The 12,389-nt window shown below is 66.8% G+C and carries 9 protein-coding genes; 4 read left to right on the top strand and 5 right to left on the bottom strand.

Going from position 1 to position 12,389, the window contains the following annotated elements; translation table 11 throughout:
• The first annotated feature begins 164 nt into the window (after positions 1–164).
• Both F3J43_RS24305 and F3J43_RS12510 read left to right on the top strand, forming a co-directional pair.
• Positions 165–2,489 carry a putative bifunctional diguanylate cyclase/phosphodiesterase gene (locus F3J43_RS24305; RefSeq protein ID WP_166886365.1) on the top strand — a complete coding sequence of 775 codons (2,325 nt, stop codon included), beginning with the start codon at positions 165–167 and terminating at the stop codon, positions 2,487–2,489.
• Complete coding sequence (locus F3J43_RS12510; RefSeq protein ID WP_166886363.1) at positions 2,480–3,352, top strand: phosphate/phosphite/phosphonate ABC transporter substrate-binding protein; 873 nt, start codon at positions 2,480–2,482, stop codon at positions 3,350–3,352. The genes F3J43_RS24305 and F3J43_RS12510 overlap by 10 nt, the downstream gene beginning before the upstream one ends.
• 20 nt (positions 3,353–3,372) lie before the next feature.
• Here F3J43_RS12510 and F3J43_RS12505 read toward each other — a convergent pair whose 3' ends face one another.
• Positions 3,373–4,515, bottom strand: coding sequence for a glycerate kinase (locus tag F3J43_RS12505; protein ID WP_166886359.1), 1,143 nt, complete (start codon positions 4,513–4,515; stop codon positions 3,373–3,375).
• A 228-nt stretch (positions 4,516–4,743) separates the two neighbouring features.
• The gene (locus F3J43_RS12500) at positions 4,744–5,841 is read right to left on the bottom strand and encodes a sugar diacid recognition domain-containing protein (RefSeq protein ID WP_166886357.1); all 1,098 of its coding nucleotides are present in this window, start codon (positions 5,839–5,841) and stop codon (positions 4,744–4,746) included.
• 162 nt (positions 5,842–6,003) lie between these two features.
• On the opposite strand from F3J43_RS12500, the gene F3J43_RS12495 reads away from it, so the two are divergent.
• Complete coding sequence (locus F3J43_RS12495; protein ID WP_166886354.1) at positions 6,004–7,332, top strand: MFS transporter; 1,329 nt, start codon at positions 6,004–6,006, stop codon at positions 7,330–7,332.
• A 42-nt stretch (positions 7,333–7,374) separates the two neighbouring features.
• Here the strand turns inward: F3J43_RS12495 and F3J43_RS12490 are convergent, their stop codons facing one another.
• Positions 7,375–8,487 carry a DmpA family aminopeptidase gene (locus F3J43_RS12490; protein ID WP_166886352.1) on the bottom strand — a complete coding sequence of 371 codons (1,113 nt, stop codon included), beginning with the start codon at positions 8,485–8,487 and terminating at the stop codon, positions 7,375–7,377.
• Between the two features lie 15 nt (positions 8,488–8,502).
• Positions 8,503–9,867 carry an APC family permease gene (locus F3J43_RS12485; protein ID WP_166886350.1) on the bottom strand — a complete coding sequence of 455 codons (1,365 nt, stop codon included), beginning with the start codon at positions 9,865–9,867 and terminating at the stop codon, positions 8,503–8,505.
• 258 nt (positions 9,868–10,125) lie between these two features.
• On the opposite strand from F3J43_RS12485, the gene F3J43_RS12480 reads away from it, so the two are divergent.
• Entirely contained in the window at positions 10,126–10,917 is a 792-nt protein-coding gene (locus F3J43_RS12480; protein WP_166886348.1) for a helix-turn-helix transcriptional regulator, read from the top strand.
• A 79-nt stretch (positions 10,918–10,996) separates the two neighbouring features.
• Here the strand turns inward: F3J43_RS12480 and F3J43_RS12475 are convergent, their stop codons facing one another.
• A complete protein-coding gene (locus F3J43_RS12475) occupies positions 10,997–12,379 on the bottom strand; it encodes an aspartate aminotransferase family protein (RefSeq protein WP_166886346.1) in 1,383 nt (460 codons plus the stop codon).
• Positions 12,380–12,389 lie beyond the last annotated feature (10 nt).

The following is a 12,389-nucleotide window of genomic DNA, read 5'->3' as shown; positions in this document are numbered from 1 at the left end:
CGTCCGTGTCCCTGGCTTGACGGAGATGGCGCTTTGCTACCGAACTTTTGTCATGAAAGGTTCATCAGCCCGGCATTCGCCTGGAGGCAATCTGCCACCAGTCATCGCGCTGTCATTTGCCTGTCGTATTTTCTGCCGACCACCCAAGGCCGGGGAAACCAGCCGTGATCCGCCGTTCCCGCTCTTCCGCGGGGCTGTTGCCCCTGCTGTTGCTGATGCTGTGCGCCGCGACCCTGACCTTCCTGTGGGGGCTGCACTTCAATCAGAAAGCCGCTTCGCGCCAGGATGCGCTCTCGGCCAAGGCCATCGAGCACCTCAACCTGGCCAGCATCGTCGCCGAGAACCTGCGCCAGCTGGTCGACCGGGCCCAGGCTGTCGGTCGGGTCACCCAGGACGACATGAAGCGCCTGCGCCAGGGCAACCTGAGCCTGGCGCGGATCCTCGCCGAGGACCCGGTGTTCAAGCGCATGAGCCTGTACGACCACAACGGCCGGCTGCTTTCCTCCAGCCACGGCGACGAGCCGGCGCAATTGCCCCAGGCCTGGCTCGAGCAGCTCAAGCACCACGTCGGGCAGCATGGCTTCAAGGCTTTCCTGCCCCGGATGGCGGCGGCCAGTCCGGCATCGGTGCTGCCCAGTTGGCGCCTGCCGTTCCTGCTGCCGTTGACCGACCTGCCGGGCCGCGAGATCGACAACATCCTCGTGGTACAGCTGGACATCGGTTACCTGGCGGTGCTGTTCCAGCACATCGACCTGGGCCACACCGGGCTGGTGCGCCTGCTCCAGGACGATGGCCAGGAGCGCCTGCGCATCGACACCAGCGGCGTGGTGGTGGCCGGCGAAGCGCTGTTGCCGGGCTTGCCGGACGCGGGCGAGGCCAGTGGCCAGCTCACCCAGTACAGTCTCGAGGGGCCCTTCCAGAGCCTGTACCGGCGAGTGCCCGAGCGCGGCTTCAGCGTTGTCGTCAGTCAGCGCCATGACGAGATCCTCGCCCCTGCACTGCTCACGGCCGATCGCCAGTTCTGGCTCAACCTGAGCATGACCCTGATGATCCTCGCCAGCCTGGCCTGGGGCCTGCGCCTGCTGCACAAGCGCCAGGAGGCGTTCGCCGAGCTGGAGCGCGCGCAGCAGGTCAACCAGCAACTGATCGGGCGCCTGGAAGACGAGCACCGGCGCAGCAGCCAGGCCGCCGCCACCGACCACCTCAGCGGCCTGCACAACCGCCGCCAGTTCGTCGAGATGGCCGCCCAGGCGCTCACCCAGCAGCGCGGCAGGCGCCGTTTGCTGGCGATCCTGTTCATCGACATGGACCGCTTCAAGTCGATCAACGACTCGCTTGGCCACAAGATCGGCGACCTGTTGCTCCAGGCCGTGGCCGGACGCATCCAGCGCCTGCTGGAATCAGGCGACGAGGCCTCGCGCTTCGGTGGCGACGAGTTCGTCGTGCTGCTGGCCGGCGAGCGCGGCGAGGAACAGATCGACGCCTGGGTTCGTGCGTTGGTGGAAAAGCTCTCGGCCACCTACGCCCTCGACGGCCAGGAGGTCAACACCAGCCCCAGTGTCGGGGTGAGCATCTGTCCGCGCGATGGCCAGGACATCGACAGCCTGATCCGCTGTGCCGACGCCGCGATGTACTCGGCCAAGCAGGCCGGACGCGCCCAGTACCGTTTCTTCGACCCTTCGCTGAACCTCGCCGACATCCAGGCCTTCACCCTCGAACAAGCCTTCGGCAGCGCCCTGGCCGAGCGCCAGTTCGTCCTGCACTTCCAGCCACAGATCCGCCTCGACACCCTGCAGGTGCTGGGCTACGAAGCGCTGGTGCGCTGGGACCATCCCGCGTTCGGCCTGCTTTACCCGGACCGTTTCATCGGCGTCGCCGAGCGCAGCGGCTTCATCGTCGAACTGGGCTGGGAGGTGCTGCGCCTGGCCTGCGAGGAGCTGGCGCGCTGGTGCTTGCGCGACCATGGCGCGTGCCTGGCGGTCAACGTCTCGGCACTGCAACTGCGCCAGGCCGATTTCAGCGAGCGCTTGCTCGCCGAGCTCGACTACTACGGCATCCCCTCCCGGCGCCTGGAGCTGGAAATCACCGAGACCACGGTGCTCGAGCCCGAGGGCACCGCCGTGGAACACCTGCACCGCCTGCGCCGCGCCGGACTGGGGATCAGCCTCGACGATTTCGGCCGTGGCTACGCCGGTTTCGCCCATCTGCAGGCGCTGCCGCTGTCCAAGCTCAAGATCGACCGCGCGCTGATCGCGCCACTGTGCAACAGCCATGACGACAGCCCGATCGTGTCCTCGACCATCATCCTGGCCAAGCGCCTGGGGCTGGAAGTGGTGGCCGAGGGCGTCGAGACCCGCGAGCAGGTGGTGTGCCTGAAGCTGGCTGGCTGCGACATCGCCCAGGGCTACCACTTCAGCCGGCCCCTGTCGGCGGCGCAGTTGTACGACTATCCCCCCTTCAACAGCCACGAGGAGAAGGCATGCGTGTAGTGAAGATCCTGGCAGCCGTGGCCATGGCCCAATGGCTGGCCGAGGCCGCCCTGGCCACGTGCAATCCGCACAGCCTGCGCCTGGCGGTGATCCCGTTCAAGAGCGTCGAGCAGATGACTCGCGAGCACCAGCCATTGCTCGAACGCCTCAGCCAGGCGGCCGGGGTACCAGTGGAACTGGTGCTGAGCGCTTCGTACGAGAGCGTGGTCGACGCGGTGGTTTCCGGAGGCGTCGATATCGCCCGGCTGGGGCCTGCGTCGTACATCCTCGCCCATCGGCGCGACCCGCGCATCCTGCCATTCGCCACCTTCACCCTCGCCGCCGGGCCCTACACGCCAGCCGGGAATCATTACCAGGCATTGTTGCTGGCACGTGCCGATGGCCCGGCCAGCCTCGATGCCTTGCGTGGAGCCCGGGTGGCGCTGAGCGACCCGGCCAGTACCTCCGGCAGCCTGGTGCCCAGTGTCGAGTTCGCCGGGCAGGTGAACATGCCGCTAGCGCGCTACTTCGGCGCGCTGGTGTATGCCGGCAATCATGACAAGGCGCTCGATGCGTTGCTCGCTGGCCGGGTGGACGCGGCCTTCGTCGCCAGCGAGCGGGCCGATGCCTACCTGGCCAGCCACGCCATCGCCCCGGCGCGCCTGCAGGTGCTATGGCGTTCGGCGCCGATCTATTACGACCCGTATGTGTTCAGCGCCGGGCTGTGTCCGACGCTCAAGGCGCGCTTGCGCAAGGCAATGCTGGAAACCCCGGAAGCGCTGGCAGCGTTCGTCGCTTCACAGGAAGCCACTGGGCTGGTGCCTGTGGGGCATCAGGAATATGCGGGGGTGGAGCGGATGATGGCACTGACGCCGCAGCCTTGATGAATGCAGTACGACAGGTGTCACCTGGCGAGATGAGCGACCTGCCACAAGCGCGCCAGATCACCCGCCCGCGCCTTGAGTAGCGCACCGGCCTCGGCACAGGCCTGCTCCAGGGTCATCGGTCCATTGGCCAGGGCAAAGGCGGCATCGATGCCATGGGCGTACAACTGTTCGTAGCCGGCACCCAGCGTGCCGGCCAGCACCAGCACCGGCACGCCATGGCGCTTGGCCACCCGCGCCACGCCCAATGGGGTCTTGCCGCGCAGGGTCTGGGCATCGAAACGCCCTTCCCCGGTGATCACCAGGTCGGCGCCTTGCACCAGGGCGTCCAGGCCGGCCAGTTCGGCAACCACCTCGACGCCAGGGCGGAACTGCGCCCCCATGAACGCCTTGGCCGCGAACCCCATGCCTCCGGCCGCACCACTGCCCGGCTCGTTGCGCACATCCTTGCCCAGCAGGCCGGCACAGTGCTCGGCAAAATGCCCCAAGGCCTGGTCCAGTGCCTGCACCTGTTCGGGGCTGGCACCCTTCTGCGGCCCGAAGATCGCCGAGGCACCGTTGACGCCACACAGGGGATTGTCGACATCGGCGGCAACGTCCACCTGCACTTCGCCCAGGCGCGGGTCGAGATCGCTGGCATCGATATGCGCCAGTTGCGCCAGGGCCAGGCCACCTTCGGCCAGCGGCTGGCCGGCGGCATCGAGCAGGCGCAGGCCAAGGGCACGCAGCATGCCACTGCCGCCGTCGTTGGTGGCGCTGCCGCCGATGGCCAGGACAATGCGCCGGGCACCGGCCGCCAACGCGGCGGCGATCAGCTCGCCAGTGCCCCAGGTGCTGCTGCGGCAGGCATCGCGACAGGCGCCGGGCACGAGTTGGATGCCACTGGCCTGGGCCATTTCGATCACCGCGGTACGGCTTTGCGCCAGCCAGCCCCACGTGGCCTCGACAGGTGCGCCGAGCGGGCCGCGCACTACCTGGCGCCGCTGTTCGCCCTGGCTGGCGGCGACGATCGCCTCCAGGGTGCCCTCGCCGCCATCGGCCATCGGGCACTCGATCAGTTCGGCCTGGGGCCAGACCTCGGCCAGCCCTGCGGCGATGGCGCTGGCGACACCGGCAGCATCGAGGCTGTCCTTGAACGAGTCGGGGGCGATGACGATTTTCATGGCGGTTCTCCTGTCCTGTTACCGCGCATGCTGACAGCTACACGCTACAGCGGCCTCGGTCGGATGCACAAAAGCGTAGGGGGAGTGTTTGGGCGAATGCCTTCGTCCGATGCCGCCGAAGCAGACATTAGAAACACTACGGGAACATTCGAATTCAGCATTTAAAAACAAGCAGCTTGAGACTTTGGCTAGCGCCGAGCGCCGCCAACGTTTCTTTCAGCCTGCAAGTCATCGCACGACCAAAAGTTGCATGCCCAAGTAAAGACTTAACATTCCATCCATCTTCGTCGGATTCACCTCCCCTAACTCAGCAATGCGTTCCAACCTGTATCGAAGACTATTGCGATGAATACCCAAAGCATCTGCACACGCCTGGCTCTGGCCGTCATGGGCGCACCAGGCACGCAGGGTGGCAAGCAACTGACCGCTGGTGTCCTTGGCCCTAATGCGTTGCAGCGGTTCGAGCAACTCGTCCAGCGCATCGTCGTTACGGTGCCGCCAGAGCAGTACCGGCAAGCGATAACGCGCAAGGTTCAGCAAACGCTCGGCGGGCAATACCTCGCGGCCATAAGCCAGCAGGTCACGCACTCGACGATAACCCCGGCGCAACTGCTCCAGGCTTTGCGCCGGGCTACCCAGGGCCAGGCGCTCGATCTCCCAGCCATGGCGCTGCAGGCGCTCGAGCAGGCGCGCCTCGTCCAGCGCCGCGCCGGCCGGGCGGCACCACAGCAGCGACTGGCGCGCGGGGCTGACGCACCAGCTGTCCGGATAACGACTCATCAACCACGCCGACAGCGCTTCGGCCGGCGGCCCGGCCTGCAGCTCGAACAGGCAGGGAATGCGCGGCAGGTTGGGTTTCAGGCCCAGTTGCCGGGCCTCATCGACCAACCGCGGTGAGTCACCGCTTCCCCCCAGCAGCAAGGCCAGCAAGTCGTCGCAGCGCTGCCGTCGCCATTGCTGCTCCACCTGCAGGTGGCGCTGGGCCAGGAGCATTTCGGCGGTCATGCGCACCAGTTCACCATAAGTGCGCAGCGCTTGCGGATCGCCGGTCAGGCCGAGCACGCCGATCAACCGGCCATCGAGCAGCAATGGCAGGTTGACGCCTGGCTGCACGCCCTTCAGGCACTTGGCCGCCTCGTTGTCGAGCTCGACGATGCGCCCGTTGGCCAGCACCAGCTGGGCGCCCTCATGGCGGGTGTTGATGCGCTCGGGCTCGCCGCTGCCGAGGATCAGCCCCTGGCTGTCCATCACATTGACGTTGCACGGCAGAATGGCCATCGCCCGGTCGACGATGTCCTGGGCCAGCTCGTGGTCCAGTTCGAACATGAGGGATTCCTTGCAGTGGCGGGATTTGGTCGACGGCACAGCAGCCGCTGCCCGCGGCTGTGCACAAGCACAAAGACAGCCGCGCTACACTCCCCGAGACTTTTCCTGGCGAGCGCCAGCATAGGCGACGCGGCGATAACCATAACAACAGAGAATCCGATCATGGCACACAGCCCCGCCCCTGACCAAGGCACCGACACCACCCGCGACGCGCTGTACCGGCGCATCACCTTGCGGCTGATCCCCTTCATCTTCATCTGCTACCTGTTCAACTACCTGGACCGCGTCAACGTCGGCTTCGCCAAGCTGCAGATGCTCGACGCGCTGAAGTTCAGCGAGACCGTGTACGGCCTCGGCGCCGGTATCTTCTTCATCGGCTACGTGCTCTGCGGCCTGCCCAGCAACCTGGCGCTCAACCGCTTCGGCCCGCGACGCTGGATCGCGCTGATGATGATCGTCTGGGGCAGCTTGTCCACCTGTTTGCTGTTCGTCACCACGCCCGGCGAGTTCTACGCCTTGCGCCTGCTGACCGGCGCCGCCGAGGCCGGATTCTTCCCTGGCGTGGTGCTGTACCTCTCGCGCTGGTTCCCGGCTGACCGGCGTGGCCGGATCATGGCCCTGTTCATGTCGGCGATCCCGGTCTCGGGCCTGCTCGGCGGGCCGTTCTCCGGCTGGATCCTCGACCACTTCGCCGCAGGCCAGCACGGCCTGGCCGGCTGGCAGTGGATGTTCCTGATCCAGGGGCTGCCTACCGTGGTGCTCGGGGTGCTGGCCATCGGTCTGCTCAGCGACGGCTACCAGAAGGCTGCCTGGCTGAACCCGGCCGAGCGCCGACTGATCGAGGCCGACCTCAAGGCCGACGCCGCGAGCAAGCCGAACACCATGGGCGACAGCGTGCTGGCAGTGCTGACCAATCCATTGGTGTGGACGTTCGGTTTCGTCTACTTCTGCATCCAGAGCGGGGTGTACGCGATCAACTTCTGGCTGCCCTCGATCATCAAGAACATGGGCTTCGACAGCCCGCTGCTGATTGGCTGGCTGAGCGCCATTCCCTACTTGCTGGCCGGGGTGTTCATGATCCTGGTCGGGCGCTCGGCCGATCGACGCAACGAGCGGCGCTGGCACCTCGTGGTACCGATGCTGATGGGCGCCCTGGGTCTGGTGATCGCGGTCAACTTCGCCGCCACGCCGACTATCGCCATTCTCGGCCTGTCGATCGCCACCATGGGCGCGCTGACCGGCCTGCCGATGTTCTGGCCGATGCCGACCGCCCTGCTCAGCGCAGGCGCTGCGGTGGCGGGCCTGGCGATCATCAACTCGGTGGGGCAGATGGCCGGTTTCCTCAGCCCCTACCTGGTGGGGTTCATCAAGGACCAGACCGGCTCGACCGATGCCGCGCTGTATGCACTGGCGGCGTTGATCGTGATCGGCAGCCTCGTCGCCCTGCGCGTATCGCGCACCGGCAACCGCGCGCTGGCCAGCGCCCGCTGAGGCAATGATTGGCAGGCGCCAGCCGGGCTGGCGCCTGCCCGGTCAGCGTGCACGGGGCTTCCAGCCCACCTCGTGCAGCGCTGTCAGCAGGGTATCGGCATCCAACTGCGGTACCACCACGCCCCCTTTGCCGCGCATCTCGCGCCCCGCCAGCAAGGCGTTGACGATCGCCTCTTCCACCGCCTCCGCCGCAGCCAGGAACACCCCGGAGATGTGGTCATTGTTGAGCATGCGCACCGCGCTGCACTGCTCCAGGCCCTTGCGCCCGTAGTCCGCCGGCGGCAGGTCGTGGTTGCCGGTAGAGAACGCCAGGAAGACATCGCCGCTGGAATCCTCGGTACCGCCACCGGTGCGGGCGATGCCGATCGAAGCGCGCTGGGCCAGGCGCTGGCACTGGTGCGGCAGCAAGGGGGCATCGGTGGCGATCACCACCACGATCGAGCCCATGCCCGGGGTGCCTGTCTCGGCCTCGGCGAACGGCGATGGCAGATGCCCCAGCTGTCGTCCCACCGGATAGCCGTCGACGCGCAGCTCACGGCGCTGGCCATGGTTGGCCTGCACCAGCACGCCGACCGTCCAGCCCCCCTGCTCGTCCGCCAGACGCCGCGAGGCCGTGCCGATTCCGCCCTTGAACTCATGGCAGATCATGCCTGTGCCGCCGCCCACCGGGCCCTCCTCCACCGCGCCGCAGGCCGCTGCCTGCAGGGCCTGGCGCACCTGCGCGGCGCTCACATGCTGGCCCCAGATATCGTTGAGCAGGCCGTCGAACGTTTCCATCACCACCGGCATGCACCAATACACTGCATCGTCGGCGAGTTGCTCGCGTTCGGCAGCGATCAGCGCATCGCGCACCACCCCGACACTGTGGGTGTTGGTGATGGCGATGGGGGTGGTCAGCAGCCCCGCCTCGCGAATCCACTCCAGCCCGGTGGCATCGCCGTTGCCGTTGAGCACATGGCAACCGGCAAAGCACGGCTGCAGCCTGGCCGCCCCGGCTCGGGGCTGGATCAGGGTGACCCCGGTGCGCACCGGTGCGGGGAGCTGTTCGTCGATCAGGGTGCTGTGGCCGACCCGTACCCCGGGTACATCGGTAATGGCATTGAACGGGCCCGGGGTGCCAAGGCCCAGGGTGATGCCCAGTTGACGCGCGCGCATGTGTACTCCTTGGATTCACAATTTCTGGAAAGTCGGGCTGAGCCGGCCATGGGTGCTGTAGAGGGTCACCGACACCGCCAGCAGCCCGAGGATGATCAGCAAGTCACGCAATGAAGCCTCACGCAGCAGGGCCACCAGCAGCCAGCCTGCGCCACTGGCCGCCAACAGTGCCGGCAATGGCCACAGCGGCATGCGGTACGGGTGTTCGCGGTCGCGGCGCAGCACCCGGCTGCACAGTGCGCAGGACGCGACCACCAGGTAGATCAGCAGCAGCAACAGCACGGTGAACGAGGTCAGTTCCTCCAGGCTACCCGACAGGCTCAGCAAGGCCGAGGGCACCGCGAGGAACAGCGTGGCCAGCCACGGCGACTCCCAGCGTGGGTGGATCACGGTAAACGCGCGGTTGAGGGTCGGCGTCCAGAGCGCGTCGCGGCCACTGCTGTACACCACCCGCCCGACCTGGATGACGATGGCGACGATGGCGTTGAACACCGACAGGAAGATCCCGGCACTGACCAACCGGGCCAGGGCCGGGCTGCCATGGGCGGTCAACAGGTAGCCGATAGGGTCGCCGCTGGCCAGCATCGCCTGCAACGATGGGGCGCCGATCAGCAGCGCCGCCAACGGGATCACCTCGATCGCCACCACCACGGCCAGCGACCACAGCACCGCGCGATGCACGGTACGCCCGCGGTCCTTCATGTCTTCGGCCAGCAATACCGCGCCGCCATAGCCGTTGAAGGCGAACAGCGCCATGCCCACAGCGCCCACTACCAGCGCCCACGGCGCGGCGACCAGGGCGCCCTGCTCGAGCATCTGCGGCTGCAACAGGCTGGCCGCCGGCTGACTGGCATGACCGAAGCCCAGCACCACGATCACCAGCAACGCGGCGACTTCGCAGAACAGGAAAACCCCGGTGATCCAGGCGTTAAGGCGAATGTTGAGGATACCCAGGGCATAGCTGCAGACCACGATAACCAAGGCCACGGCCTGGGTATCGAAGCGCGTGCCCAGGGCATTGTTCAGGTAGGTGGCGGCGCCGGCGGCGAGTACTGGCGGAATGAACAGCATCGACGCCAGCACGGTGAGGAAGGTGGCGTAGCCTGCCAGGCCGCCGAACACCCGCTTGGCATACACATACTCGCCCCCGGCCGAGCTGTGGGCACGGCCCAGCTCGGCGTAGCACCAGGCGAACATCAACGCCAGGGCGCCGGCCATGATGAACGACAGGAAGGCGCCGCTGCCGGCCTGCTGGATGGCGAACGGGGCGATGACGAACACGGAACTGGCCGGGGTCACCGCCGAGACGGTGATGGCGACCACGTCGAACACGCCCAGGCGCTGCTTGAGTGCGCTGGCGGGCTCTGCACTGGAGCTCATGGCGTTTTTCCTCTGATTGTTATTGGTTGTGAGGGGAAAACCGGTCGAGCGGCCGCGGGACCTGGACTGGACTGTAGGGCGTGGCGACGCCATGGCCAATTACCCTATGGGGGTACGCCTATTGACGAGGAGCGCAAAACATCCCGAGACTTGTGGCCGCTGCGATGACGTCAGGCCAGGCAACCCGGAGCATCGTGGCCAAGCCCGCCGCCAGCCGCTTTCGTGACAGCGGTAAACCTGACTTCGTAACGGGGCCACATGCACAACCTATTCACCGAAGCCAGTACCCATACCGGCCTGGCCCGCACCGTCGAACAGCTTGGCCAGCCGCGCTTCTGGCGCCAGCTGATCCTGCTCCTGCAGCAATGGCTGGCGTTCGACAACGCCCTGGCGATGCTCTACCCACGCGACGGCCTGCCGCGGGCGCTGGAGATCTTCGATGCCCGCGGCGAGGGCAATCCCGAGGCCATGGCCTTGTACCTGAGCGGGCTGTACCAGCTCGACCCGTTCTACCAGGCCTGCCAGGAGCGCATCGGCGATGGCCTGCACCGTCTCGAGGAAGTGGCGCCGGACCAGTTCCGCCAGAGCGAGTACTACCTCAAGTATTTCCATGACCATGTGCTGGAAGACGAGGTGCAGTTCATCGTCCAGCTTGGCGACAGTGGCGCACTGTCATTGTCGCTGGGTACCCGCGAGCGTTTCGACCCGACCCGCCATGGCCTGCTGGCGCTGATCTGTCCGTGGGTGCTCGCGCTCATGGGCCAGCACTGGATGAGCCAGGGCTCGCGCCCGGCCCCGGCGATGGCCAGCCAGGTGCGCGATGCCATGAGCCTGTTCGGGGCGAAGGTGCTGTCGGAACGCGAGCTGGAAATTGCCCGGCTGATCTTGCGGGGGTATTCCTCGAAGGCCATGGCCGAACGGTTGGCGATTTCGCCGGAGACCATCAAGGTGCACCGCCGGCATTTGTACGCCAAGCTGGACATCTCGTCGCAGCCGGAGCTGTTTTCGCTGTTCCTGCAATCGCTGGGGCACGACCCGCAGGATCCTTGATGACACAAGGCCGCCCTGCTGGAAACGCTTGCAGGAGCGGCCTTGTGCGAGAAAGGGGCGCAAAGCGCCCCTGCCAGAATCAACGCCTGCCAACCATTCCCGCCACCCGGTCCACCGCGATGCGCGTCTTTTCCACCAGTTCGTCCAGCTCGCCACGGCTGGCCACCAGTGCCGGCGCCATGATCATCCGCCCCAGGGTCGAGCGGATGATCACCCCCTCTTCGAAACCAAAGGTCCGGCACTGCCAGGCCAGTTCGTTCTCGTTGGCGAAACGCTTGCGCGTGGCTTTGTCCTCGGCGAACTGCAACGCCGCCACCAGTCCTGCGCCCTGCACTTCGCCGATCAGCGGATGGTCGGCGAACACCTCGCGCAGGATGCGCTGCAGGTACGGGCCGGTGTCGTCCTTGACCTGACGCACGATCCCCTCGTCGCGCAACGCCTTGAGGTTGGCGATGGCCACCGCCGCCGCCACCGGGTGGCCGGAGTAGGTCAGGCCGTGGGCGAACACCCCGCCACGCTCGACCAGGGCCTCGGCGATGCGCTTGCTCAGCACCAGGCCGCCCATGGGCACATAGCCGCTGGTCAGGCCCTTGGCGATGGACAACGTGTCGGGCTCGAAACCGAAGTGCTGGTGGGCGAACCATTCACCGGTGCGGCCAAAACCGCCGATCACCTCGTCGGCGCACAGCAGCACGTCGTACTGGCGGCAGATGCGCTGGATCTCGGGCCAGTAGCTCTCGGGCGGGAAGATCATGCCGCCGGCCCCCTGGAACGGCTCGGCGATGAAGCCGGCGACGTTCTCGGCACCCAGTTCGAGAATCTTCTCCTCCAGTTGCAAGGCACAGCGGCGGCCGAACTCGGCCGGGCTCAGCGCCGCGCCCTCGGCGTACCAGTAAGGCTCGTCGATATGCGCCACGTCCGGGATCAGCCCGCCCATCTCGTGCATGAACTTCATCCCGCCCAGCGCCGTGGCCGCCAGGGTCGAGCCGTGATAGCCGTTCCAGCGGCCGATCATGATTTTCTTGCGCGGCTGGCCGACCACCTGCCAGTAGCGGCGCACGGTACGGATCAGCACTTCGTTGGCCTCGGAGCCGGAGTTGGTGTAGATCGCGTGGCTGTAGTGCCCCGGCAGCAGGCTGAACAGCAGCTCGGACAGCTCGATCACCGCCGGGTGGGTGGTGTGGAAGAACATGTTGTAGTAGGCCAGCTGGTCCATCTGTGCGGCGGCGGCGGCGGTCAGGTCCTTGCGGCCATAGCCGAGCTGGGTGCACCACAGGCCGGACATGCCGTCCAGGTAGCGACGGCCGTCGTTGTCCCACAGGTACAGGCCCTCGCCGCGGGTGATCACCCGCGGGCCTTCGGCGTTGAGCGCCTTCTGGTCGAGGAAGGCGTGGATGTGGTGGGCCGCGTCGCTGGCCTGGTAGTCGCGGGTGTCGCGTTTGACGGTGGCAGGTGCGTTCATGGTTGTTCTC

This window comes from Pantoea sp. Cy-639 (assembly GCF_011752525.1).
In the GTDB taxonomy this organism is placed as follows: Bacteria; Pseudomonadota; Gammaproteobacteria; order Pseudomonadales; family Pseudomonadaceae; genus Aquipseudomonas.
Note: the sequence above shows the minus strand (reverse complement) of the source record. Positions and strands in the feature narration are given on the sequence as shown.